The 23,242-nt window shown below is 65.0% G+C and carries 25 protein-coding genes and 1 pseudogene; 15 read left to right on the top strand and 11 right to left on the bottom strand.

Going from position 1 to position 23,242, the window contains the following annotated elements; translation table 11 throughout:
* Window positions 1–161: 161 nt before the first annotated feature.
* Entirely contained in the window at window positions 162–2,174 is a 2,013-nt protein-coding gene (locus AB0M65_RS19130; RefSeq protein ID WP_364028963.1) for an NB-ARC domain-containing protein, read from the top strand.
* Here AB0M65_RS19130 and AB0M65_RS19125 read toward each other — a convergent pair.
* Both AB0M65_RS19125 and AB0M65_RS19120 read right to left on the bottom strand, forming a co-directional pair.
* Complete coding sequence (locus AB0M65_RS19125) at window positions 2,166–5,156, bottom strand: glycosyltransferase family 4 protein (protein WP_364028961.1); 2,991 nt, start codon at window positions 5,154–5,156, stop codon at window positions 2,166–2,168. The two genes, AB0M65_RS19130 and AB0M65_RS19125, sit on opposite strands and share 9 nt — an antisense overlap.
* The gene (locus tag AB0M65_RS19120; protein WP_364028959.1) at window positions 5,153–5,572 is read right to left on the bottom strand and encodes a pentapeptide repeat-containing protein; all 420 of its coding nucleotides are present in this window, start codon (window positions 5,570–5,572) and stop codon (window positions 5,153–5,155) included. The genes AB0M65_RS19125 and AB0M65_RS19120 overlap by 4 nt, the downstream gene beginning before the upstream one ends.
* A 308-nt stretch (window positions 5,573–5,880) precedes the next feature.
* On the opposite strand from AB0M65_RS19120, the gene AB0M65_RS19115 reads away from it, so the two are divergent.
* The 3 genes from AB0M65_RS19115 to AB0M65_RS19105 are packed head-to-tail and all read left to right on the top strand — an operon-like array spanning window position 5,881 to window position 7,703.
* The gene (locus tag AB0M65_RS19115; RefSeq protein WP_364028957.1) at window positions 5,881–6,417 is read left to right on the top strand and encodes a hypothetical protein; all 537 of its coding nucleotides are present in this window, start codon (window positions 5,881–5,883) and stop codon (window positions 6,415–6,417) included.
* A gap of 27 nt (window positions 6,418–6,444) precedes the next feature.
* Window positions 6,445–6,783 carry a hypothetical protein gene (locus AB0M65_RS19110; protein WP_364028955.1) on the top strand — a complete coding sequence of 113 codons (339 nt, stop codon included), beginning with the start codon at window positions 6,445–6,447 and terminating at the stop codon, window positions 6,781–6,783.
* Window positions 6,780–7,703 (top strand): hypothetical protein, encoded by a 924-nt coding sequence (locus tag AB0M65_RS19105; RefSeq protein WP_364028954.1) that lies wholly within the window; start codon window positions 6,780–6,782, stop codon window positions 7,701–7,703. Before AB0M65_RS19110 ends, AB0M65_RS19105 begins: the two co-directional genes overlap by 4 nt.
* Window positions 7,704–8,068: 365 nt before the next feature.
* Here AB0M65_RS19105 and AB0M65_RS19100 read toward each other — a convergent pair whose 3' ends face one another.
* Both AB0M65_RS19100 and AB0M65_RS19095 read right to left on the bottom strand, forming a co-directional pair.
* The gene (locus AB0M65_RS19100) at window positions 8,069–8,848 is read right to left on the bottom strand and encodes an abortive infection family protein (RefSeq protein ID WP_364028952.1); all 780 of its coding nucleotides are present in this window, start codon (window positions 8,846–8,848) and stop codon (window positions 8,069–8,071) included.
* Between the two features lie 44 nt (window positions 8,849–8,892).
* Complete coding sequence (locus AB0M65_RS19095; RefSeq protein WP_364029012.1) at window positions 8,893–9,165, bottom strand: hypothetical protein; 273 nt, start codon at window positions 9,163–9,165, stop codon at window positions 8,893–8,895.
* On the opposite strand from AB0M65_RS19095, the gene AB0M65_RS19090 reads away from it, so the two are divergent.
* From AB0M65_RS19090 to AB0M65_RS19070, 5 genes are all read left to right on the top strand, one after another.
* The gene (locus AB0M65_RS19090) at window positions 9,118–9,540 is read left to right on the top strand and encodes a LysR family transcriptional regulator (RefSeq protein ID WP_364028950.1); all 423 of its coding nucleotides are present in this window, start codon (window positions 9,118–9,120) and stop codon (window positions 9,538–9,540) included. The genes AB0M65_RS19095 and AB0M65_RS19090 overlap by 48 nt on opposite strands.
* A gap of 298 nt (window positions 9,541–9,838) precedes the next feature.
* Window positions 9,839–10,849: a hypothetical protein gene (locus tag AB0M65_RS19085; RefSeq protein WP_364028948.1), complete on the top strand. Its 1,011-nt coding sequence runs from the start codon at window positions 9,839–9,841 to the stop codon at window positions 10,847–10,849.
* 33 nt (window positions 10,850–10,882) lie between these two features.
* Complete coding sequence (locus AB0M65_RS19080; RefSeq protein WP_364028946.1) at window positions 10,883–11,341, top strand: hypothetical protein; 459 nt, start codon at window positions 10,883–10,885, stop codon at window positions 11,339–11,341.
* A 365-nt stretch (window positions 11,342–11,706) separates the two neighbouring features.
* A complete protein-coding gene (locus tag AB0M65_RS19075) occupies window positions 11,707–13,320 on the top strand; it encodes a hypothetical protein (RefSeq protein ID WP_364028944.1) in 1,614 nt (537 codons plus the stop codon).
* A 185-nt stretch (window positions 13,321–13,505) separates the two neighbouring features.
* Entirely contained in the window at window positions 13,506–14,435 is a 930-nt protein-coding gene (locus AB0M65_RS19070; RefSeq protein WP_364028942.1) for a hypothetical protein, read from the top strand.
* Window positions 14,436–14,569: 134 nt separating this feature from the next.
* Here the strand turns inward: AB0M65_RS19070 and AB0M65_RS19065 are convergent, their stop codons facing one another.
* Both AB0M65_RS19065 and AB0M65_RS19060 read right to left on the bottom strand, forming a co-directional pair.
* Entirely contained in the window at window positions 14,570–15,289 is a 720-nt protein-coding gene (locus tag AB0M65_RS19065) for a hypothetical protein (protein ID WP_364028940.1), read from the bottom strand.
* Between the two features lie 168 nt (window positions 15,290–15,457).
* Window positions 15,458–15,943 carry a hypothetical protein gene (locus AB0M65_RS19060; RefSeq protein WP_364028938.1) on the bottom strand — a complete coding sequence of 162 codons (486 nt, stop codon included), beginning with the start codon at window positions 15,941–15,943 and terminating at the stop codon, window positions 15,458–15,460.
* A 60-nt stretch (window positions 15,944–16,003) separates the two neighbouring features.
* On the opposite strand from AB0M65_RS19060, the gene AB0M65_RS19055 reads away from it, so the two are divergent.
* The 3 genes from AB0M65_RS19055 to AB0M65_RS19045 are packed head-to-tail and all read left to right on the top strand — an operon-like array spanning window position 16,004 to window position 17,277.
* The gene (locus AB0M65_RS19055; RefSeq protein ID WP_364028936.1) at window positions 16,004–16,219 is read left to right on the top strand and encodes a hypothetical protein; all 216 of its coding nucleotides are present in this window, start codon (window positions 16,004–16,006) and stop codon (window positions 16,217–16,219) included.
* Between the two features lie 60 nt (window positions 16,220–16,279).
* Window positions 16,280–16,480 (top strand): hypothetical protein, encoded by a 201-nt coding sequence (locus tag AB0M65_RS19050; RefSeq protein WP_364028934.1) that lies wholly within the window; start codon window positions 16,280–16,282, stop codon window positions 16,478–16,480.
* Window positions 16,474–17,277: a hypothetical protein gene (locus AB0M65_RS19045; protein WP_364028932.1), complete on the top strand. Its 804-nt coding sequence runs from the start codon at window positions 16,474–16,476 to the stop codon at window positions 17,275–17,277. Before AB0M65_RS19050 ends, AB0M65_RS19045 begins: the two co-directional genes overlap by 7 nt.
* Window positions 17,278–18,393: 1,116 nt before the next feature.
* Here AB0M65_RS19045 and AB0M65_RS19040 read toward each other — a convergent pair.
* The 4 genes from AB0M65_RS19040 to AB0M65_RS19025 form a co-directional block, all read right to left on the bottom strand.
* Window positions 18,394–18,873: a DUF6283 family protein gene (locus AB0M65_RS19040; RefSeq protein ID WP_364028930.1), complete on the bottom strand. Its 480-nt coding sequence runs from the start codon at window positions 18,871–18,873 to the stop codon at window positions 18,394–18,396.
* Between the two features lie 91 nt (window positions 18,874–18,964).
* Window positions 18,965–19,540: a hypothetical protein gene (locus AB0M65_RS19035; RefSeq protein WP_364028928.1), complete on the bottom strand. Its 576-nt coding sequence runs from the start codon at window positions 19,538–19,540 to the stop codon at window positions 18,965–18,967.
* A 456-nt stretch (window positions 19,541–19,996) separates the two neighbouring features.
* Window positions 19,997–20,155: a hypothetical protein gene (locus AB0M65_RS19030; RefSeq protein WP_364028926.1), complete on the bottom strand. Its 159-nt coding sequence runs from the start codon at window positions 20,153–20,155 to the stop codon at window positions 19,997–19,999.
* A gap of 55 nt (window positions 20,156–20,210) precedes the next feature.
* Window positions 20,211–20,741 (bottom strand): hypothetical protein, encoded by a 531-nt coding sequence (locus AB0M65_RS19025; RefSeq protein WP_364028924.1) that lies wholly within the window; start codon window positions 20,739–20,741, stop codon window positions 20,211–20,213.
* A 357-nt stretch (window positions 20,742–21,098) separates the two neighbouring features.
* On the opposite strand from AB0M65_RS19025, the gene AB0M65_RS19020 reads away from it, so the two are divergent.
* From AB0M65_RS19020 to AB0M65_RS19010, 3 genes are all read left to right on the top strand, one after another.
* The gene (locus AB0M65_RS19020; RefSeq protein ID WP_364028922.1) at window positions 21,099–21,491 is read left to right on the top strand and encodes a hypothetical protein; all 393 of its coding nucleotides are present in this window, start codon (window positions 21,099–21,101) and stop codon (window positions 21,489–21,491) included.
* An 81-nt stretch (window positions 21,492–21,572) separates the two neighbouring features.
* Window positions 21,573–22,184, top strand: a complete 612-nt coding sequence (locus AB0M65_RS19015; protein ID WP_364028920.1) for a hypothetical protein — start codon at window positions 21,573–21,575, stop codon at window positions 22,182–22,184.
* Window positions 22,181–23,107, top strand: a complete 927-nt coding sequence (locus AB0M65_RS19010) for a hypothetical protein (RefSeq protein ID WP_364028918.1) — start codon at window positions 22,181–22,183, stop codon at window positions 23,105–23,107. The genes AB0M65_RS19015 and AB0M65_RS19010 overlap by 4 nt, the downstream gene beginning before the upstream one ends.
* A gap of 12 nt (window positions 23,108–23,119) precedes the next feature.
* On the opposite strand, the pseudogene AB0M65_RS19005 reads toward AB0M65_RS19010, so the two are convergent.
* Window positions 23,120–23,242: pseudogene (locus AB0M65_RS19005) on the bottom strand (peptide chain release factor 1); the annotation flags it as partial.

The following is a 23,242-nucleotide window of genomic DNA, read 5'->3' as shown; positions in this document are numbered from 1 at the left end:
GGCCTGGTCTTGTGCCGCGTTCAGCCGGTTGTCCGTCCATAGCGGTCCATTTTCCGAACTCGGCGTGCGCCATAGGGTAAAGGCGGCGACCTGGTGCGTTTGGGCACGCACGTTCCTGCTGCCCTCGGTAGGGTGGCCGTGGTCTACGCGAGGGGGTATTCGTGACAGTGGGCGCGAGGCCGGTGCCGAGGGCGCTGGCGCCCGATCCTCGTTTGTTCGTGAACCGGGAGAGCGAGCTCGAGCTGATCGAGCGGGACATCACGTCCTCGCTTGCTTCTCGTCAGGTCGGCGTCGTGGTGCTGACCGGGTTGCCCGGGGTCGGCAAGACGACGCTGGCTACCAGGTGCGCACATCTGGTCAAGGATTTGTTCCCGGACGGCTGGTTGTCGGCTGATCTGGGGAGCTCGTCGGAGTCGGTGACGGTCGACGACGTGCTGTTCCTGTTCCTCAGCCAGCTGGGTGTGGAGAAGCCGTCGCCGAGTTCGCAAGGGCTGCGTGCGCAGTTCCAGACCATTACCGCGGATCTCGGGCTCTTGGTGGTGCTCGACGATGTCGAGTCGGCGGCGCAGCTCGTGAACCTCCTGCCGTCCTCTTCCCGAAGCACGGTGATCGCGACCAGTCGCAAACGGTCCGAGGGATTCTCGCGGCAGAGGTTCACCGTGGTCGAGGTGCCGCCGTTCTCAGTGCCGAGCTCGGTCGAGTTGCTCTCGGTGGACCTGGCGGCCGATCCGGCACCGGTCGATCTGGAAGCGCTGGAAGCACTGGTCGAGTTGTGCGGGCGTCTGCCTCTGGCATTGAGCATCGCCGGAGCCCAGCTCGGTAGCCGGCACGCGGGGCGGCTGCCCGACTATGTGAGTCAGCTCAGCGCCGCGCGATCGGTCCTCAAGAAGCTGACCGAGGACGGACGTCCGGTGGTCGAGGCCGTTTTCGAAGTCTCCTACCAGGATCTCCCTGTGGAAGCCCAGAGGGCGTACCGGTTGCTGAGCCTGCATCCGGGGGAACGGTTCTGCGAGGACGCCGCCCACGCGTTGCTCGGCGCGAAGAGTGACGTCGAGCTGGAGAGCTTGATCGTGGCGAACCTGCTCACCCGGGTTCGGCACGACCGCTATGAGGTCCACAGTCTCGTCCGAGAGCACGCGGCCGGCCTGGCGGAGCACTTCGAACATCCTGATGACGCCGACGCCTCGGTCGAGCGGGTCGTCGAGTGGTATCTGGAGTTCGTCGCGGCGCGCCACCTCGCGATCAGTGACCGTCCCAGGTTCGGTGACCGGTTCGACGGCAGGGTCGCACCGGCGTACGCAGGTGGCGAGGCATGGGGGAAGGCGGTCGGTGACCTCGAAGCCGAGCGCGCGAATCTGAGGCGGGTGGTCCGAGCGGCCGCGGACCAGGAACTCCACGCCTTGACCTGGCAGTTGAGCGAGGCACTCGCGACCTTCTACTTCCAGCGCGACCTTCATGGCGACGCGATCGCCGTCCACACACTCGGTCTCGCCGCCGCGAGCGTGGTCCGGTCGAGGACGGGGGATGCCCGGCCGGTGCTGCGGATGCGCGCCGAACTGGGAACCGCGTACTTCGGTGTGGAGGACGACGAAGCCGCGATGGAGCACTTCGAGGCCGCGTCCGCTCTCGCCGATGAGCTGCCGGAGTCCGGTGAAGCGTTGTTCACGCGCGAGAAGGTGCTGCAGTGGAAATCGTTCGTCCACAAGCGTCGGGGCGAGATCGAGGCCGCCGTCGACGCGATCGACCAGGCACGTGTGTTAGTGGACGATCCGGCGTTTCCCGAGAACGACCGAGCGCGGGAACGTGCCTTGCTCGATCTCAACGGCGGCCCCATGCTGGCCGAGGCGGGCCGGACGGAAGACGCGGTGTCCCGAGGCCGCATCGCTCTGGAGTACTTCAGCGATGGCAAGGAACAACACAACCAGGCGAAGGCTCTCGCGAACCTCGGACGCTCCCTTGTCCTCGCGGGGCCGGAACATCATGAGGAGGCCGAACATACTCTGCGTGACGCGATCAGGCGGCTCGACGAGCTGGGAATGCCGTTTTGGGAGGCCCACAGCAGCACGGTCCTGGCAGATCTGCTCGCACAGACAGGACGGCAGGACGACGCCCTGCGCCGGCGCGCCGAGGAGCTGAAGAAGATTCTGAACGACAGGAAGACGGGGTCACTCTGACACCGTCCGGACGTCGAAGCGGGTAGCACCGGCCAACACATGCCACGCCGACGGCAGGTCGGCTACTGGCTTTCCGGTGAGCAGCCACTCGTGAATGAAGGCTCCGGCGACGACTGGATCCGCGACGGCGAGAACGGTCAAGTCCTCGTCTCGCACTCGCACGACAAGCAGGTCACCGGTGGCTACGGCCAGAGTCGCGCCCGGATGTCGCTGGAGCGCGTCGTCCAGCAGGGCTTCGGTTCCGGCTCGAGTGTCGCCGCGCCCGATGATGATCACTTCGGCGTTGTCGAGCAGATCGCGTTGAGGGTGGTCTTCGTGCACCACCAGGGTCGTGTTGTCGCGTGGTGACCGAGGTGAAGTCACTTCGGCGGGATAGCGAACGAGATTCGCGATACCGGCATCGTCGGTCGAGCATCTGACGTGATCCGCGGCAGGCGTCGGCTGCGCCGCCGAGACGAGTGCGTCGACGGGGACGATCGGCACCAACGCGGCACTGCCCGGTTCTGAGAGTCCGAGATGCCGGTAGAACAGGGCACGCAACCGGGAGGCCGCCTGCCCTGGGCAGGAGGTCAGGGCTTCGCGAACGGCACGATGCCCCTCGACGTCCTGGCTGAGGGCTTCCTCTATCTGAGCGCGCAGGGACGCGTGCCGGTGCAACCGCGGCGCCACCGTGCCCAGCAACTCGGCCGCCGATCCGATCGCGACGTCTTCGTCGGGGAAAGCCGCCAACAGAACTGGGCGTAGCAGGCCCGCCGCATAGCAGGTCGTCGCGCCGTGATCACCCAAGACGAGGTCCGAGGCGATCAACGCGGCCTGCCAGCCCTCCTCCGGTGGGACGAGCAGCAGACCAGCGCGGACGCAGTCGGCCAGCCACGTGTGTACCTGCCACGGACCGTGGCCGTGCCAGATGTTCGGATGGATGACGGCGGCGACTCGGTATTCGTCGCTCGGCAGGCAGGCGAGTACTTCCCTGAACAGGGAGGGCCATGTGCCCATGAGCGATCGTGTGAACCACGTGCTCGAGATCGTGACGAGCTTCTGACCGGCCGTTACGCCGAGCTTGGTCCGGTAGCGGGCACGGAGGTGCTCGCTGCGCAGAATCCGGTCGAAACACGGATCCCCGGCGACGACCGCGGTACCGGACGCCGCAGGGGTGATCTCGGCAAGCCGGGTGAGTTGTTCCTCATGCGACAGCACCAGTGACGCTGCGATCGGCTCGCCGTCGTAGAGCAGCCATTCGGGCGAAAGACCGAAGACTGAACGGTTTCCGGTTTCCGGTTTCCGGTTTCCGGTTTCCGGTTTCCGGTTTCCGGGAGAATTCTTATTGTATCCGGCTCCGTGCGGCATGACGACAATGGGTCCGGTCAATTCGGTGAGCCCGCCGTGATTGGCCGCGAGGATGAGATCGAATTCGGTGTCAATGGCCTGCTGCCAGGGAATGACGACGACGCCGAGGTGCTGGAGGAGCCGATCCGTCCCGTGCCGGAAGGGGTCGGAACCGTTCCAGCTGAACACCACCTGAACGCGAGCGTCGGAGTCGAAGACGGGCAGCACGTCCAGCAGTCTGAGCAGGGACGTGACGTGGTGAGCCACGACGAGGACGACTCGTTCGGGTCGGACGGTGTTCCAGTGCCGTGCCTGGAGGCTGATCGGCACTTTGACCGGCGGCACGGTGAACACTGGACTCCCTGCAGGAACGAGCGGTGCGGTGGTGCTCAGCCACCGTAGCCGATCATCGTGGTCCGGCAGGCGAAGCCAGGGCGCGGTCGAGGACAGGAACAGGCGCACCGCGTCGGTGTGGTCGAAAGCGCGCAGCGCGTGCCGGTAGGCCTGTCGGCGCAGGTAGACGGGACTTGTGGCGAGTGCGCGCATGAGCGCCCGGGCCAGCTGGTGGGGTGAGCCCGGCGTGCAGGAGAACCCCGTCCGGCCTTCCACTACCTGGTCTGCGAGGCCACCCGCTGTGGTGGTGATCACGGGAGCCGCGCCCGCGGCGAACGCCTCCATGGGGATCCGTCCGAACGGTTCCACCCGCGAGGGAACGACGACGCCTCTGAGTCCTGGGTGCTTGAGCAGGGCGGTGACAGCGGGCGTGAACCTGGTCAGAAAGGTGTACGGGTGCCCGAGAGCCCGGAGGCGGCGGGCAAGGTGCTTTTGATAGGAACTGGGCCGGGAGAGTTCGCTGGTCGCGGCGAGGACCAGTGGCGGCAGGGCCGCACCTGCGTTCTTCAGGATCGCGATGGCGTCGAGGAGATCGTCGAAGCCTTTGTACGGTTCCGCACGACCCATGGCGAACAGGAATTCATCGGGCAGGCTGTGAACTTCGTCGTGATCGCCGGTTCTCGTATTCGACCACTCGGAATGAGTGAGCCCATCCGGGAGCGGGACCATGACGGCACGCGGGATCGCGTAGTCGGTGCGCAGGTGTCTGGCCATGAACGGTGAGATGGTGCCGATTCTCGTGCCGTCGGCGATCCCGGCATGGAGTGACCGGAGTTCCCAGCGCAGCCGGGCCTGGTCGTGGGGTGTGTGAACGTGCCCGCTGGAACGAGGTACCAGCACGGTCCTCGCGCGTGCCGCATCGGGAAGGAGAGCGGGCAGCCCGAGGAACGGGACGTCGAAGGCGACGATGAGCAGCGGCCCGGACCGGGGCAGGACCTCGCGGGCGATCCTGGTCGCGGTGTGTGCGGACACGTGCCGGAAGTTCTCCAGCCGTCCCCATCGATCGAGGCCGCCGGTGCCATTGTCCACTGGGAGGACGTCGATCCGCGCCGCCTTGGCCAAGGCCGTGGCCCGGTCGTGCCATCCGGGGTGATACTCGGCGCTGGAAGGGGCGAGTATCACCGGCAGGACAACAAGCCGGACGCCGGAGGGAGCGAGACTCACCAGCGTTTCGAGGAAACCGAAGTTCGCGTGGCCGGCCCCTGTGCCGCAGCCGAACCAGCCGTCGTGGACGGCGACCGCGATGGTCGGGCGGCGGTTCATGCTGCTGGGGTGATGACGGCGGCGGCCAACTGTTCTTCGGTGAGTCCTCGGCTGCCGGGAAGATCGCTACCGGTGAGATCGTTGCCGCGGAGGTCGGCGTCGTCAAGGATCGCGTCGGCGAAGTGGGTTCCGGTCGTGATGGCGCCTCGCAGGTCGGCCGAGGTCAGATTCGCGGCGGACGGGCGCGCGCCGGTCAGTTCGGAGCCATTGAGGTCGGCCTCGGTCAACACCAGACCTCGCAGATTGGCTTCGCCGACCCGGATCTTCCGCAGGTCCAACGGGTTGTCCGCGACGGCGCGCTTTTTCGCGGTCCCGCGGTCGCGCAGGAGGGCCAGTGCCGCGGCGACGTCGTCCTGATTCGCTGAACCGGTCGCGAGGGTCCGGTGGCGCAGAAACTCGGTGATGCTCTCCAGCACGCGATTCCTGTCGGCGGGGGAGTCGTGCGGGATGCGGTCCAGCGCACGGACCCCCGCCCGCGCGGACAGTCTCCTCCGGCGAGTAGGCGCGTGCGAAATGCGGAGGCGCCGGCCTGACGGCTGGCGCACCCCCGAACCCGCCCGGTTCGGGGGCGGTTCGGGGATTCGATCTTCGGAGCGACCAGAGTGGACCGGGGGCGGTGGATCCCGGCTTGGCGGCGGGGCCGTGGTTGCCCGGGCAGGCGAAAAGGGGTTCGTAGGTAGGCGGAGAGCACGTCGACCACGGTCTGGCGGTGGTCGGGGTTGTCTTGGGCGACGCGTTCGAGGGCGTAGAGCGCGCCGTGCCGTACCGGGGCCTTGTCGGAGCCGAGCTGCTCGACAGCTTTCACATACAGCTCGGTGAGGCGTCGTTCGGTGGCGTCGTGCTCGGTAGACCACTGCCGTCGCCCGGTGAGTACCAGGGCGACCACACCGCCGGTGCCGGCGCCGACGGTAAGCCCAATCTTGATCAGCTCAATCCGGATCTTCGCGTCACCGCCGACATCGACGGCCATCAGCAGCACGGTCATGGCGAGCGCCGCGATCAGCGCGACCGGGAGGACGATGACGACGATCGCCCACCACCATGTCCCGCCACGGTGGCGCCACTGCCGCTTCAGGGCCGACTTCATCTCGCTGAACCACCTCACACCACGTCATCGCCAGCATGCCCGCTATCGCTACGGTTCCGGCCAAGCGACCCCCTGAAGCGCACCCCGAGCGGCACGTCCGCTGGGCAGCGGACATCGTCGCGCGCGCGCCGATGTCCGCCTCCGGATCGCCACCAGCAAGGCCAAGTTGCCTGAGGTCCTGTTCGGGAAACGAGTTCTAGCGTGCGCTTTAGGGCTAAGGACAAAGACGACAACATTTACTACTCGGGTATGTTCGGTGGCGGCGAGACCGTCGAATCCGTGGAGTACCGGCACTCAAGGAACGGGAACCGGTTCAACAAGGACGATGGCGACTACTTGGATCCCATTCCGGACAGCCGGACCTACGGGGAGGCCCGTTTGCTGGAGCATCGACTCACCCAGGAGAACAAGGCCTACATCGGCCGCAGGGAGGGGGACTTCCGCGGCAATCGGCAGAACCCCCTCGCGGAGCGCAGCATGCCGGAGTATGAAGGCTACGAGGCGCGGCTCAAGCAGCTGCGGGGTGGGAGCTGCCCGTGAACCCGCCGCTAGCAGCGAGCGATCTGCGAGACGCTCTGGACTCACTGGACCATGTCTTCGAGGCGTTCGCCGAGGAGATCGATGGAAAACCGACGCTCGGAGAGTTCCTCGAGGTTCTGAGTCTGTCGGTTCAGCCGGGAGAGGACGCTCTTGCTAGTGCTCCCTTTCCGCTTCTGATCAAGGCGAAGAAGAAGGGCAACAGATGGTACAAAACTGAGCCTTCTGACAGGGTCGCTTCGCTTAACGACAACACCTTCAGCGAGGCAGGCGCGTTCCTGACACTTCTCATCGACCGGAGTAGCGCAGGTAGCGCCCAGCCGATGTCGACAGAAAGCCTCGCGAGCCGCGTCCTCGAGGTGCTTAAGGCCAGTAGCTGTTTCTTCGCCGATATCGCGGTCGGGAATATCCAGGCGTTGTCCTTGCCTGCGACGAAGGTGGTACAGCCGAAGGTAGGCGACGTCATCGCGATCCCCGCAGAGCCGCGAGGGTATCACTTGGCGGTCGTACTCGGCGCTGACACCATGGGCCTTGCCATCGGGCTACTGGCAGGCGTCTTCTCTCGGCCGCGGGTCGGCGACGTCGTCCGCCATCGCGCTCGGCACATTCCGATCTACACTGGCCACAGGTTAATCAGGAACGCTACTTGGCCGATTGTCGGAAACTCTTCGGCACTCCTCGAACTGTTCCCTGATCCACCCGAAGTTTATTGGAAAGCAGTGACGGACTCGGGCCATCGGTTCGGTGAGTACGGCGGTGCGGGGCCTCTCGAAGGACCATTTCGTCTCCTTGATAAGGCCGAAGCGGAGGCTGTCGGGCTCCTGGATGGAACCTATCGAGCGACCTATATGGAAGAGTACTTTCAGAAACAACTCAACGAAGGGCGCTTCGACAACGGTCCGGCGCCGAGGTCCTGGCTCTGATCAGATCGGTTCTCATCTGTGCACGACCGGACCTCTGACTGCCTGCGGCGGTCACAGGCAATCATGTAGGGTCTCCGTCGGTTATCGCACGCCTCCGGCGGACGGCGAGGAGCTCCCCGAAACGCTGCACCGGGCCGCGGTACCGGCACTTTTCCACTTCGGCCTGAATGCGGAATTCTTCGAAAGCCACGGCACGCCGGAGACGGGCCAATACGGAAGCTACGACGCCTACGACACCCATGCGGACGGATTCATGCTCTATTCGCTGATGGCGTCCGTCGGCGGCACCGATCCACGCGAACCCGCGTACGACGGGGTTGAGTAGCAGCGGTACAGCCGTTGGCGTTAAGCCCAAAACTCGCAGGTCATGGGTTCTTGTGCCAGGGCGCTTCGGGGTCGGCGAGCGTGTCGAGCAGTAGTTGGCACCAGGTCACCGCGGCGTTGACCGCGAGGTGCGCGTGGCGGAGGTGGAGCCCGGTCCGCGCGGCCGCCGGGCCGTGCCCGGTTCCGTAGCCGCGGTTGCGTAATTCGCCGAAGCCGGCGGCGATGGTGGTGACCGCGCCCAGGATCTTCTTGACCGCGTCGCTGCCGTCGGGGCCGCGCGTTGCAGACGACGGGTGCAACCCGAGCGCGTCTTGGGCTGCCCTGGCCAGCGCGGGAAGGTCGTCTTTCTCATTGACGGGGCGGCCGCGCTCGACGAGCACGACCTTGGCGGTGCTCTCGATCAGCTCCTTCGCGCTGCCGATGGCCTGGGCGGGATCGTCGATGATGGCGCGCTGGATCCGGTCGAGCTGCTCCTGGATCGCGGACGGATCAGTCAGGGAGGCCATAGACTTCAATGAGCGCTGTGAGCTGTGGCTGGTCGGAGGGGTGATCAGCCCGTCAGGGGCGAGTGTGCAGCCGTCTCGGCGTAGCGCGCTGTAGAAGCGCTGCAGGTAGGGCCCGTCCGGCCAGTCGGTCAGCAGCCGTTCGAACACCCGGCATGCCCGTGCGACGTGGCCAGGGTCGGACCAGGCGACCGAGTCCAGGTATTCCTGGGTGGCAGTGCGCCGGACGCTGGAGTCGCTGTACTGGGTGTCGGGGTTGGGGGCGAACCCTTCGTCGCGGAACGCGGAGCCGATGGCGCCCACGGTGCTGTCGGTCATGAGGTCGCGAAATTGTCCGCGAGTGCTGGAGCTGATCAGGTCCTTCATCGAGTCATTGCCTGTCGGCTGGGCGCGGGAGTTGCGGCGGCGAATTCAGCGTGGGCCTGGTCAACGGCGTCGGGGTATGCCTGCGCCTTCTCGTGTTCGGCGAGCGCCCGATAAATGCTGGCCAGGCCGGGATTCTGTCCTTTGCGTTTGCCGGTGGGGATGATCAGGTCGCTGCGGATGTCCTCGACGGACTCGCCGTTCGCGCGGCGGCGCAGCACGGTGTGCAGCATGTCTTCGGTGATGACCGGCGGCCGGGCCCACACGGGCACCGCAGCACCCTCTACCCGGCCACGGCGATCTCACCCGAACTGCGCCCGGTCCTGACCGGCACACGCCCATGGAAACGCCTGGTCGCCTTCATTCACCTCCGCGACCACCCGACAATGCGCGCCACCGCCGCCGCGCTAGGAATCGATCCGAAAGCCTTCGCCAGCGACATCCGCCGCCTCGAACGCGAACTCGGCCAGCAACTCGTGCACCGCACCCGCCCGCCGAACCCGATGGCCGGACTCACCGATCACGGCCGCACTCTCGCGGCCGCGATCGCGAACGCTCTCGAACTGACACCCAGCTTGGCCCGCACCGAGATCACGCAGCTGCCAGGCCCCGTCACCGGCGGACATCTTCGGCTCGGCAGTGACTAACGAGTTGGCGAGCGACGTAACCGCTCATAGCTTGAATACCGCTGAAAGGCTGCAGTCAGACTGGCAACACCAGGCTGGGTAAGGGAAGCGATACAGCGTTCGTCATCGCAGTCATGTCTAACCGTTACGCAGACCATCAACCCCATCGTCGGACGGCTGAGCTTACAGAACAGCTACGTAAGCTCGCTGACTATCTACGGCCCGCGAGGTCAGCTTCGCCGCCGACTCGCAGTATGTCGCCTGCTTTGGATCGAACTCTCGTCTTAGAATCGGCCGTTCGAGGATCGGAGATGGCTCAGTGGTCGACCAGCAGTGGGCAGTTGATCAGCTTCAGGCGTTCGTGGCCAAGATCGAGCAGATGGACGAGATCTACCGCACGATCCACACAATCGGTAGTGACCGGCCCGAAGCTGAGGACTTCGAGCGGCAGATCAGCGAGCTAGAGGATGAGCTGTGTCGGCTGGAGCCAGCGGTACAGATCGTGATGGATGCCGTCGACCCCGAGCTCCGGAACTACCAGCGTTTCGACCCGGACCTACCCGTTCCTCTCGGTGGTATCTCCTGGACACAACGGTGGTTCCCAGCAAGGCTCGCAGCGCTGAGGGCAGTAGGGCTGCACACCGTAGGAGCTGAGGCCAAGCGCAGGATGCAGGAGGATTCGGGTCAGGGGTCCGCTCTGGCCGATGACGGATATGGCGAGGCGGATTTCGAACTGGTGTGGCCGCGGGAGCTGTTCGTCCGCGAAGGCGAGGCACTGATCGCGCGCGCCGGGCAGGACTTCACCCAGCAGTGCGAATGGTTGCTTACCGAGGCCTTCGCCGGCACTTCCGCGATCGACGCCATGAGTGCGAACGGTTCCTCCAGTAACTTCTGGGGCAGCGACCCGCTATCCGATGCACTACGTGGTCCGAGAAGGTTCCTGTCGCGGCTCGTGGAAAATGCGGGCCAGCTGCGAGAGGCATCTGTACGCACGCCGTACTGGTCGCAGCGGCGGCGCGCGACTGTACCGAGCCGTCTCAATATGTCAGCGGTCGCGCGTGAGTTCGTACGGATAGTCGACTCATTCAGGGTGAACGGCTACCTCGGCAAGGCGTTCCCCGACATCTGCGTCGACGACCACGACGGGGTCGACGTCGATGGAGGCGATGTCCTGCAGCAGATGCTGGGTATCCCGAACCTGCGTTGGCCGCTGCACACCGCACAACTCTTAGCGCTCGATGATGCCCTATACGACGTGATAGAGGCGCTCCACGACCTGGTCGCGCGGCCGCGGTCTCGCTCGTTTCACAGCTACGGCGGCTGTGGCTGACACTACTCGCAGTTCGCGATTGAACCGGGCAGAGTGCTCTACAGGTGGCGGGTCAACCAGCTTCTCGACCGTAGCGACCTGGGCCTGAGGCTGGCCGACGACGGCGAGGACATCGGACGGCTCATTGCCGTCACCGACGACGCCCGGGCCGATCTTGTCACGCGTCTCGCGAACCAACCGCCCGGTCGGACATCCGACCGAGTCCGTCACGGCATCGCCTTGTACCGTGCGCGCGGATCAACCGAGCACGACAAGCGGTCCGCCATCCTCGTACTGGCTGGGATCATCGAGGAACGCCGCCAACTCCTGAAAGACAACCTCATCAAGAAGGACGAGGGCGCACTCTTCGAGATCGCCAACAACTTCGCCCTACGTCACCAAGACCTGAAGCAGCAACGCGACTACGACCCAGCCTTCCTAGACTGGATCTTCTGGTGGTACCTGGCAACGGTCGAACTCAGCGACCACCTTCTAGTACGCCCCGCCTCGTAGTAATCCGATCTCCCTGTCCAGATATTTGGCCCAACTCGGTCGCGTGAACGTCCGCTACTGCTGAGAAGCGGACATCAAGGAAGACCGTCTCGTGGTTGATCCTGGACAGTTCGGTGGTGGTGCGACGGATCTGGTGCTTGTCGACCGGAGAATCTGCCGATACTGGTCCGGCCTTGCGTCAGGGCCGTTGCCTACACTGGACGGCGCAGGGACCCGACAGTCAGCCATACGTCGTCTGGCAGTGCCAGGCCAGTCCAGCGAGGTGAGCAGAGCGGATGGACTCAGCTGTCGAGGCCGTGGCCAAGGTCGACCCCCCTGACGACTCGGGTGCTCGCACGTTCGACCGGTTCCACTGGCAGGCATGCATGGCCGCAGCTGACGGACTGGCTGCTTATCGGGACAGCCTGACATCGGAAGGTGCAATTCAGGCTGGCTTGGAACGATCTGTGCTTTGCGAGCGTCACGAGGATTGGGTCGTGATTAGCGGTCAGCATGCCGAGTTGGTTTCAGCCAAGCATCGCGATCCCGAAGTCGGACCTTGGAGGTCCATCAACGAGCTCGTCGCTGATGGCGGTTTGGCCCATCTCTTCGCCCAGTGGGCCGCCCTCGGAAAGAAAGTGCGCGCACGGCTGGTCACAAACTCTGCGTTGGCCGCCGGTGAACCACGACTACTGCAAAGTGCCATCTCCGAACTCCGAGATCTCGGCGACACAGGCGCACCTGCCGCAACAGATAAAACCATTCTCCAGTTCATAAAATCGTTGCGCAGACACGGGCGAGGTCTGCCTCCACACTGGGGAGACCCCGGCGCCGGATCCGAAGCGCTTCCTGAGGAAGAAAAGAAATGCTTCGCCGAGGTTTGCGAATTTTTGTCCGTTCTGGACATCGACTGCGGACGGCACTCTCGCGATGTCGTCGACAAGCTTGCTCCAAGCGAATTCGTTAGGCCCGTCCTCGACCAGCTCGGACGCCCTGATGCAGATCCGGACAAGGTTTGGCTTGTCGTTCGGGACCTGTTCGTCGAAGCATCACGGCGCCACAAAACGACCCCCTCCCGCAGTCTTCCCATCATTCTTACGTCTATCCTGGACAGTGGACGCACTCCTGAACAGCTTCGCAACGACGAAGATCTAGCAGCGCGCACTGTGACGCTGACCGATATCGACGCAGCGGTGCGGTCCATGATCGCGCTGCTACCGCAAGAAGCCGCGGCAGCCCACGCGCTCGATGTTCGAGTCGACTCGATCCACGCCATGAACAGCGGATGGTTCCATGCCTTCTCCAGACACGATGCCTCAGCCGCCGCCCGCCTGGCCACAAGGTCGATCCTGCCCCGCGATCAGGAAGGAATGGATGCGCTTTTCGGCGAGCAGCTTGCTTTGGGTGCTTACGTCCTCACGTCGTTCGACTGTCCCGCAGCTGTCGTGTTGGCGTGTCACAATAAAACTCGGAACGAGGTGGTAATTCGTGACATCAGCGTCAGTGAGAAAGTCGACGGTCAAATTATCGACGGTGTCGTCTTTTGGATTGAGAGCGGAGGCTGGAACGAGCACCCGATAACGTTCGACCTTGACGCCGCGTACCCGCGTGCCCGCCTAGTAAAAGAAGGCACGGATTTTGGAAGTTACTTCGAGAAGCGCAGTATCTGCGTGCAGGCCGGGCAACAGGTGTCCGTTCCGGTCATGCTGAATTCGACACGATCGTCGCACGCCTTCAAGCTGCGCGTTAAGTACGACGTCGACGGCCATCGATATGCGCTTACCGTAGACAATCATGGGCGGCCATTCCGGGTGTCTCCCATGATCATGCACGGTGGCGAACCGGTGGAATCACTACCCGCTGCCGAACGCGATCACCTCCGTAGCTTCACCTACCATGACGCATACCTCATGTACTATGACGCGTATCAGGTCAAGATCAGAAGATGTGCCCCGGAAGATTTCCCGGGCTATTGGCGCGAAGACGATCCAGCCGGCTAAAGCCTAGTGCGAGTGGCGACCACTCGCTGCAGGGCCTTCCCTAGTGACCGCGTTCCCGTGCGAGCGCGCTTCCCGGCGCCGATGCGAAGATGACCATCCGGTCAGGCCACGGGGTGCTCAAGCGCTGTCGGTGTCCCGGGCGCCGGTGCCCGCTAAAATCAGGTGATCATTGAGGGGGTGATCGCGTGTTCGAGCGCTATCTGGCCGACTACCACTACTTCGCGTTGTTCGAAGGCGGTCGCGGTATGTCCGATGTCGGGAACGCCGAAGGCCTCTACCGCAGCATCGGCTCAGACGACGAGCAGAAGTACGTCGGCCACGGTGTGTGGACGCAAAGCCATGGCCTGGCGAAAACCCTCGACCGGTACTCCTACGACGACTACCGCGAGGTGAGCGTCGCGGAGCTGGAGAGGCTCAGGCGACTCACCGATGATCGCGGGCCTGCGAAGCACGAGCGGCAGGACGGGTTCGAAGGCGGCGGCTTCGCAGTGTTCCGGCACGAGGCCGACATCGTCGACCTGCGCTCCGCCTATGTGGTCGACGAGCTACTGCCGGAACACACCTACGCGTTGCCGCTGACGCCCTCCGAACGGGACAGTCTGGCGGGCATGGTCAGTCTGCTGGCGGCACGTCGGCGAGCCGAACCGGTGACTGGCCACTACTACTTCGCGGAATTCGAGAAGCTGGACGACGTCGCGGACCTCGACCGCGCCCACGCACTGATTCGCTGCCCCTCAAACGGCGACAGCGATTGGGAGATCTACCTGCAAGAGGGTGCGTGGGTGCCGGGGAAGGAACCGCAGGACAGGATTGTGCTGCCGGTCGGCCGCGACGATCTGGAACGGGAGATCCGCGGCCGAGAGACCGCCGAGGTCAGGTACTTCGACGTGTGGTTCGGCTCGTCGCCAAAGGGCTGGTACCTCCTCCATGATTACGTTCGCCGCACCGGATCGGTCGACGAGACCCCCGATGGGCCCGGCTGGCGGCGCACCGACGTGCTTGAACGGCTGAAACCCGGCTCATGGGTGGTGGAGCTCGGCGAGCGGCACTTCCGTCGCATATTCACCGTCGCCGCGATCACGGGAAGGCCTACTCCTGGACGTCATGGGCGATGACGACTGACGGCATCGTCCGCTCATGCCGCGAAGCGCACGTTGGAGGGTTCCCTGCCTCGTGTCCTTTGTGGACGGCCATCGGGATGTGCGTGAGCGTTTTGAGTCGTTCTCTTGAAGGGAAAGGCGGAGCCCGGTCACCCGAGGCGCGCGCTGTCCGCGATCCTGGTGAGGTCATCTTCGGCAGGCGAGTCCGGCATCTGCAGGTCACCCCACACCACGACCAGAAGCGTCCCCTGCGCGGTGGGCAAGGCGACCACCCGGTAGGTGGTCGACGGCGGGTCGCAGTCGTCCCTGCCGTGCGGGGTGACCGTGCCCTGCACCTGCGCCCCGCCGTCCGGGCGGCGTCCGACAGGGCCGGAAGACACCTGACCGCCGCTGCGGAAAGCCCGCGATCCCCGATACATCAACGCGTCCGCCGCGGCCGCCATCGGATCGGTGGTACGCGCCCGGTCGAGGTACAGCTGGCCGAGGATGGCTTTCGGATTCGCTGCGCAGTAGCCCGGTTTGTAGCGCGCGCCTCGGGTTCGAACGTCCGGGATGTAGGTTCCATCGACCGGCTGCCAGGTGGGTGGCACCTCGACGAACACGCCCAGCCCGAGCTCCAGCGTCTTCCAGCCGGGCGCCGACGGGGTTCGGGAGGTACTGCCCTCGCTGATAGGCCAGGATGAGGCAGCGCTGTCGTCCGTGCTGTTCAGGAACACCAGCAGCCCGGCCACCAGAGCGGCGATCACCACCAGCACGCCGACGGTGATCCCGGCGATCATCCCCGTGCGACGCCGTTTCGGCGAAGGCGCCGGGTAACCGGGCTGGGACGGGAATTCCGGAAACCACTGCTGCTGCCCCTGTCGCTCCACGAGCGCAGGCTAGCCCTCTGGCACGCGGTTCCGGCGCTGCTGTCCGCATCCTGCCAACGTCTTGTCATGCCGAAGAGCGGACATCGTGCTGTGACGTCACGCCGGTCGCAGTGCAAGCACTAAGCTGGCTCGCTACACGGTGCCAGGTGACTCTATACCCGGGCGGGGCTAGCCGTCCTTCGCTAGGAAGTCGTACACCTGCACCATCGCCGAGGCCCGTAGCCGGGGGTCGAGCAACCCCCGCGCCAACTCGACTGCGTCATGGACCATCTCCTGCCGCAACGAGGGGGCGTGCTGGGCCAGGACCAGCGCGGGCCCGACGCCCTCGTAGCCCTCGCTGCGAGGCGACGCGAGCAGTTCCGCAACGAGCGCGGGTCGCAGGGCCGTGGGCGCCCCGGCCAGCAACACCGCCAGCACCATGTCCCGCTTGTTGAGGTCCGCGGGCAGGTCGAACTGGACATCGCCGATCAACGCGACCGACCGCACGTTTTCCATCGCCGCCAGCGACTCCGCGATCAGTGCTTCGGCTTTGTCGTGCGGCGCGTACCGGACGGCTTCGCCCAACCCGAGGGCTCTCGTCTCGTCGTCGGGCTCCTCCCGCAGGTACTCGACGGCTTCGGCGAACAACGAGTCAGTGCGCGACCCGGTCGCCATGAGCGCGAGCAGCGTCCGCCCCTTTTCTCCCTGCTCGGTGATACGGACGCCTTGCTGAGGATGTGTTCGATCACCGTCGTCGGCAGCTTCGGGAGCTGTGACCCGACGCGGATCGATCCCGGCCACAGCGAACTGCCCGACGGTGACACGATCCTGGTGTGCGGGCCGAAATCCGCGCCGGTCGCCGCGCGCCTGCTCCACCGCGATCCCGCGCTGACCATGCTCGAAGACGGAGGACGCTGGTGGATCGAGCCGACCGCCGGCAGCGCCCGCTAGGGCTCGCCCTCCGACCAGGCCGACCCACGCGACAGCGACATCGCCTACCTCGCACGGCACGTGATCGACGGCCGAGTCGTCGTCCACATCGCCGGAATCCACAGCATCGGCTCCCTCGGCGCCGCCCAGCACCTCGCCGACAACATCGCGGCGCTGTTCAAGAAAGTCGGCGAGACCCAGTTCTCCGCGATCATCAGCTGTAACTACGAGGACATGCGCGTCACCGGCACCGACATGGTGGCCGGGCCCTTCACATGGTGACACCGATCAACGTCGCTGCCGCCCAGCTCCCACCCTGCGACGCCAGCGACGACAAGGTCTTCACCACCCGGACCGCCGTGATCGTGCTCGACGGCGCCAGCGCCCACGCGCCCCTCCCGGTCAGCCCCGCCACCTACGCCGACATCCTCGGCCGACACCTGCGGGATCATCTCGACCGCGATCCCGAGGCCGACCTCACTGACGCGCTCGCCGCTGCGATCACCGACACCGCCGCCCGGCTCGGGCTGGTCGCGAGCGCGTCCCCGTCCAGCACGGTGACGATCCTGCGCCGGCGCGGCGACCAGGTCGACATGCTCATGCTCGGCGACAACCTCACGGTCGCGCCGGGCCGGATGATCACCGATCCCCGCCTCGGCAACCTCGACCTCCCCGAACGCCACCAGTACCGGCAGCGACTCGTCGGCGGAACCGGGTTCGACGCCACTCACCGCGAGCTGCTGGCCGCGCTCCAGCGACGGCAAGCAGCTCGCCGCAATGATCCCCGCGGTTACTGGATCGCGGAAGCCGACCCGGCCGCCGCCCGCCACGCCCTCCGCGCCACCGTCCACATCGACCAGATCCCGTGGGCGGTCCTGGCCACCGACGGCGCCTACAAACTCATGGCACAGCTAGGAATCACTGACTGGGCCACTATCAGCGCCATGACCGACACCGCTCTGCACGACATCCTGACCCGGTGCCACAGCTGGGAACGCGACGCCGATCCCGACGCACGGACCCTGCCCCGCGCGAAACGCCATGACGACAAAACCTTGGTCACGATCCGCTTCACGTAGCGGCCGAAACTCGACCGCGACCGGAAGAGTCCATAAAGGACTGTATGCCCACGATACCTTGCCTGACAGTATGATCACGATGCGACGGCATCCGATAGGCGTCCGGTGCGGGGCTGGTCGCCCGGGCGTCTCCCCGTCGGGACGCAGGGCACCGACCATCCACTCTCTCACGCGAAAGCCCTCTTCACGCGGCGACGAAACCCAACTCAGTCGTGCTCGTGGGTTCGGACATTTACACCGCGAGCCGAACCCCTTTCACGGGTGACACCGCGTAAGATTTTCGGCTGGATGGCATCCGGTGCGGCCGGTGGCGCATGTGCTGGAGTCCTGGGACAGCTAGGCTATTCTGGGATCAGCTCCACGGTCCGAATCTTTCGTTACGGCAGAAAGTTTCGCAGGCACGGGCACCATGCCAAGGTGAGCTGGGCTCTCCTCAGAACTCGGGGGAACTGGAGGTTCTTCAGGTGATTGGCCGCTTGTTTAAGCAAGTCGCGGAAACCGTCGGGGTACTTGCGATCATCTGGGCCACTTGCTTTGCGATGACTCTGCCCTTCGCTATCGGCGACTTCCCGGTATCGCTCATTGTAGCCACCGTCTTGGCGGCGCTCATCGTGTTCATCGGAGGAACGGCCAGGCTGATCAAGCGAGGGTGGGACACGCTCAAGAGCCGGGAGCGGGAGAGCAGGCCGGTCACGACCGACGAGGGCGGCGATCGTGATGGTCAGAAGAGCAGGTGGGGGCAGCCCAGTGGGCCGGCGGAGCCCGTAAGGGCGCCGTCGCGACGTCGGGTTGACGGCCACGGGGTAGCCCACCGGGCAGGTGACGCCGAAGCATAGAGGCGTCACCTGCCCGCACCTCCGACGGCTTTACCGCCGAAGCAGCTAGCGAAATGTTGGCTAGTTTCCGCCCTTGCTACGTTGCTCGCGCCGGCGGCGTCGAAGCGCGTAGAACGCAACTCCCAGCACGCAGATGATTCCCACTGCGACGAAAGCCAAGCCATTTCCAGGACCGGCCCCGAAGGCGCCGATAATGGTTCAGGCTATTCCTGGAACTGTCCAGAAAGCAAGCTGTCGGCACGTTGGGGTGGTGTCCTTTTCCACAGCGCTCTTCCGTTTGCTATCTACGAGAGCCATTTTTTATGGCTTGGTTGAGGGTGATATTATAGTCGTTCTGAAGGCATCTGATGGTTGACACAGACCCACCGACACCGACGGGGACAAAGAACGGGTTACCGCCTCCCAGGAAGCCGATTCCGCCACTGAGCACCCCGGCCGCTGAGGAGGTTGTCACCGTCGTGGCAGCCCGCCCAGCCCGCCCAGCCGGCGCAGATCCGGCGAGACCGGTACCTGAGTACTCCGGGGCACGGTGTTTGGCGGGGCGGCTGTCCTTGTCGGTGAGGTGGTATTGGAACAGGCCGGTGGGCTGCTCGCCGGTGTCCCGGTCGTAGCGGGCGAGTTTCTCGTATTCGCTGATGTCCCAGACACCGGAGGGCACATCGCGCCGATACGGGCACGACCGGCAGGGCGCCTCGGCAGGCGGACCGAGCTCGTCAGAGCGTCCGGCAGGTTCGGGAACGGCGTCAGCTGTGGAGAACATCCACGCGGCACCTCTCAGGCATTGTCCTGCTGTACCTTTGTCGATCGTGTGGGTGGGAGATCAGCGTACTGCTGCGCGCGATGGCCTGGTTTCAGGGCACGTCACGCCGCGCGGTGTGCTGGCTGGCGGGTATGGCTTCGTCTACTGTGGACCGGTTCGTGATGGTGGGCGGGTGTGCGGTGAGTTGGGCGGCGCACGCGTGGCGGACTTCTGCTCGGAGTTGCGGGATGGTTCGGCCCCAGCCTGCGTCCCATTCGTCGACGAGGTAGTAGAGCTGGCCGAGTGGAAGGTCGATGATGCTGCCGCGGTATCCGGTTTGGGCGAGGATGTGGTCGACCTTGCCGACGATCCATTCCTCACTGACGGGGCCGTCGGTGTGCAGGCGAGCGAGGTGGGTGAACGCGGTGTGCGCCGCGGCTGTAGCGGAGTCCGGGATGCAGGTGCGGCAGTCGGCGAGTGCGTCGCGCAGGAGGTCGTGCACATCACCGGAATCGGTGCCACTCAGTCCGGCGAGTGTCCGCAGGGCGTGCCCGTCGTAGCCGTCGCTGAGCCAGTGTGCCGCCCAGAGGGGAATCCGTTCGGTGGGTGCCATGCTCAGCGCTGTCCACGCGGCGACCAGTTCTGGGGTGGGGATATTGCCGGGGTTCAGGGCGGGCCACTCGTGCATGGATGCGATCCTGTCTCAGGTTCGCGGGCTCCGGCACCCGAATTTTCCGTCACGACGATCCAGGTGCTCACCACCTGCTGGCGCCCAGCGTCTGACCGACGCTTAATCTCCCTGCGACCACCGGACGCGCTCCTGACCGAGCCCTGTGGCTGTACCGATATCGCACAGGCGAGGAGCTGCTCGAACGGTACTGGGGGTCCTGGCGACGGATTCTGTGCCGTGGGAGCGAGCGCTACCCACCGTTCCTGTACCGACGACGACGCGCAAGCTGAGCTCGAACTCGCGATCCTCGGCGAACTGTACTAAATCAAGGACGCCCTGGATTCGGTGCGACGACCGAACGTCCGGTATCGGCGGCAGGTGAGAGCATCGTCAGCGTCACTCGATCATGGCCTGTGGTGTCCCGGTCTACGGCGTGCTCCCGCGGCGGGGCAGGGTTCCCGGTTATCCAGGCGGTCAGGCCGGGCTGGTGGGCGCGAGCAGCGCGTCGAGTTCGCGGTCGAGGTGCTCCTCGAATTCCGTGATGCGCTGAATAGCGGCGGGATCGCAGGTTTCGCCGTGGTGTTGTTTCGTCACGCCGCAGACGCCGCAGACTTCGAGGTTGGTGTCGAACACGGCGGTCAGCCTACCGAGCGGCACCGACAGAAAATCCGCTTTGGATCGCCGCTGCCTAGTCGTCGTCTTCGTCGTCGGTGTCGCCGATGTCGCCGGTGCGCCACATCGTGATCGTGTATCGCTCGGTCAGCGGGGTGGTGGTGATGAGGGCTTCGAGGTCGTCGGATGACGTGTACTCGTGGAGTATTTCCTGATGGCGTGCGGCGGCGGTGTCGCGGCCGTGGTGCTTGACGGTGACGGCGTAGGTGCCGGGTTCGAGGTAGAGGTCGATGCCGCCGCCGGTGGGGGAGCCGAGCGCGAGTTGCCCGCTGGGGCATTCCAGACGTAGCCGGGCAGCGCCGGGTGCCGTATGGGGGTCGCTGTCCCAGATGGTGGTGGTGACCCCGACGGGGAGAAGGTCTTGCGCGACGGTAATGACAAGGGTGTAGCCGTCGGAGGCCGCGACGTTCCGGGCTGCGTCGGCGAGGACACCGGAGGCTCCTGGTCCTGCGTCGTTGTCCTGGTCGTTGAGGAAGACCAGCCGGTAGTCGGGGGTGATGGTCAACCGGTGGGTGGCGAGCAGGGTGGGCGGGTGGTCGTGGGACATGGCTGTGATCGTGGCGTGTAGGTGGTGGGGCGGCATCGTGGTGGTTGCCGCCCCACCAGTTCGTTCAGGCCAGGGCACGATGTTGACGGTAAACGCGTCGCGGTGGAGGAGACGGTTCGCGCCGTAAAACTTGCCGAGCTCGGTACCGCCGTTGCCGTTGTCGGCGCGGGGGCCATGTGCGCGACCCCTCTACGACATCGTGGTGACGTCCAATCGCAGCACAGGCCCGAACCGTCACCCGCCCATACCATCAACGACTCGCGGCCAACGCGATGCCGGAGTAGGAGAGAGTGGCGGGGCGGCCGTCGACGTCGTCGACCGTCACCGTCCTGTCGATTAAACGTCGCCGACACCAACATGTCGTTGCTCGACTTCCTGAAGCAAGAAGGCGCCGAAATCATCCTAGAGATGATCGGCTACAACGACGCCGTCAAATGCTTCACCCAGGGCGACGTCGAGGCCTGCATCTGGACGATTGTCAACGCCCTCCGCTTCGCCAACCCGATAGGACTGCTGACCAAGGGCGGCAAGCTGGTCACCGCGATCGCCAAGATCGCCGGCAAGGTCGGCAAGTTCCTCAAACGATCCGCTGAGGCCAAAGACGAGGTCATGGCAGGCCGCAACGCCATCCATGAGGCGATGCGGCAGTGCAAGCTACCGCTGAGACCAGCAGGGCTCGCGGCCACCACGTCCGTGGTGATGTCGGACGACAGTCGCAAGACGACCAAGGACGTCGTAGCCGGTGATTAGGTCGCATCGGTCGACCCCGCGACGGGCCGTGTCACCACCCGTCCGCTCACCTCCGTGATCGGCGGTAAGAGCCTCACACAAATGGTGAGGCTGACCATCGACGACGCTGGCAAGCGAGGCTCTGTTGACGCAAGCGCCGACCAGCCGTTCTGGGTCGCCGACCGGCATGGGGCAGCACCTGCCCAGGACATCCAGCCCGGGGAGAACCTGCGCACTCGCGACGGTAAGCCCGCGAAGGTCATCGATATCCGCTCGTACACGCAGGTCACGCAGATCTACCACCTGTCCCCCACAGACAGTAACGGCTTCTACGTGGCCGCGGGTGACACAGCCGTCCTCACCCTCGCCGCGGCCAAGAAGGCAGATCGCTTCGACTACCTCAACAGGGATGGCTACTACTCGGGTATGTACGGCGGGGATCAGACCGACGCGAAGGTGAAGTATCGTCATTCCCAGAACAGGGACCGATTCGACCCGGATATCGACCACTATGAACGACTCCCAGAAAATCGAACGTATGGTGAGGCACGCTTGCTAGAACATCGGCTTAGCGAAGAGCACGAAACCTACATCGGCCGCGACAAGAAGACCTATCGCGGCAACCGGCAGCGCCCCCTTGCGCCGTCCAGCATGCCGGAGTACAACGGCTACGAGGCACGGCTCAAGCAGCTGCGAGGCGGGAGCTGTCCATGAACCCGCAGTCGTTGTCAGAAGAACTGCAAGCCTCTTTGGAATCGCTGGACCACGTGTTTCAGGCCTTCACCGAGGAGATCGGCAAGGACCCGACGCTCGGCGAGTTCCTCGAAATAGTCAGCCTCTCGTTCCAGTCCGATGAGGACGCCCTTTCCGATGTTCCCTTCCCTCTTCTGCTCAAGGCGAAGAAGAGGGGGAACCGGTGGTACAAGGCCGAACCTTCGGACCAAGTGGCCTCTCTTAACGACAACACTTTCAACGAAGCCGCCGAGTTCCTGAACCTCCTCGTGGAGAGGATCAGCGCAAACCGGGAACGGAAGCTGTCGGCCGAGGATCTCGCGACTCACTTGCTTGAAGTCCTACAGGCCGGAGAACGCATTTTCGCCGACATCGCCGCCGAAGATGTACAAGCTCTGGTACCACCGGCCGCCAAGAAGACTTTTCGGGCGAAGACAGGCGACGTCGTGGCGATTCCAGCGGTGACCGGGGGACACCATCTGGCTGTTGTCCTCGGCGAGGACACGACGGGCCTCGCTGTCGGGTTGCTGGAGGGGGTGTTCTCTCTACAGCGGATCGGCGATGTGGGCAAGCACCGGGTGCGTCATATGCCGGTACACACGGGCACCAGATTGATCAGGGACGGGACCTGGCCAATCGTCGGAAACCATCCAGCCCTGCTCGCATTGTTTCCCGACCCACCAGACATCTACTGGCAGGCGGTGACAGCCTGGGGAGGTCGGTTCGGTGATTACGGCGGAGCGGGCAACTCCGACGGCCCCATTCGCCTAATCGGCAAGGCTGAAGCCGAGGCAGTCGGACTCCTGGACGGCACGTACAGGTCGAGCTACCTGGAGGAGCAATTTCAAAGGCTGCTCGATGAAGGCCGCTTCGACAACGGACCGACACCGAGGTCGTGGCTCTGATCGACTCAGGTATCAGCCCGCGTGGGCGGAGAGACGCTCTTCGCGGTCCGCGGTGATGAGCGCGTCCAGCACGTTGTCGAGGTCGCCGTCGAGGACCTGGTCCAGGTTGTACGCCTTGTAGTTCACCCGGTGGTC

It is taken from the genome of Amycolatopsis sp. NPDC051071 (genome assembly GCF_040682875.1).
In the GTDB taxonomy this organism is placed as follows: Bacteria; Actinomycetota; Actinomycetes; order Mycobacteriales; family Pseudonocardiaceae; genus Amycolatopsis.
Note: the sequence above shows the minus strand (reverse complement) of the source record. Positions and strands in the feature narration are given on the sequence as shown.

Excerpts from the sequence above, each read along its gene's own strand:
- AB0M65_RS19020 (WP_364028922.1), top strand. The coding sequence starts at position 21,099 with ATGTCGTTGCTCGACTTCCTGAAGCAAGAAGGCGCCGAAATCATCCTA.
- AB0M65_RS19025 (WP_364028924.1), bottom strand. The coding sequence starts at position 20,741 with ATGTCCCACGACCACCCGCCCACCCTGCTCGCCACCCACCGGTTGACC.
- AB0M65_RS19075 (WP_364028944.1), top strand. The coding sequence starts at position 11,707 with ATGGCCGCAGCTGACGGACTGGCTGCTTATCGGGACAGCCTGACATCG.
- AB0M65_RS19010 (WP_364028918.1), top strand. The coding sequence starts at position 22,181 with ATGAACCCGCAGTCGTTGTCAGAAGAACTGCAAGCCTCTTTGGAATCG.
- AB0M65_RS19015 (WP_364028920.1), top strand. The coding sequence starts at position 21,573 with ATGGTGAGGCTGACCATCGACGACGCTGGCAAGCGAGGCTCTGTTGAC.
- AB0M65_RS19060 (WP_364028938.1), bottom strand. The coding sequence starts at position 15,943 with ATGGCGACCGGGTCGCGCACTGACTCGTTGTTCGCCGAAGCCGTCGAG.
- AB0M65_RS19035 (WP_364028928.1), bottom strand. The coding sequence starts at position 19,540 with ATGCACGAGTGGCCCGCCCTGAACCCCGGCAATATCCCCACCCCAGAA.
- AB0M65_RS19040 (WP_364028930.1), bottom strand. The coding sequence starts at position 18,873 with ATGTTCTCCACAGCTGACGCCGTTCCCGAACCTGCCGGACGCTCTGAC.
- AB0M65_RS19125 (WP_364028961.1), bottom strand. The coding sequence starts at position 5,156 with ATGAACCGCCGCCCGACCATCGCGGTCGCCGTCCACGACGGCTGGTTC.
- AB0M65_RS19045 (WP_364028932.1), top strand. The coding sequence starts at position 16,474 with ATGGTGACACCGATCAACGTCGCTGCCGCCCAGCTCCCACCCTGCGAC.
- AB0M65_RS19100 (WP_364028952.1), bottom strand. The coding sequence starts at position 8,848 with ATGACCGACAGCACCGTGGGCGCCATCGGCTCCGCGTTCCGCGACGAA.
- AB0M65_RS19055 (WP_364028936.1), top strand. The coding sequence starts at position 16,004 with ATGTGTTCGATCACCGTCGTCGGCAGCTTCGGGAGCTGTGACCCGACG.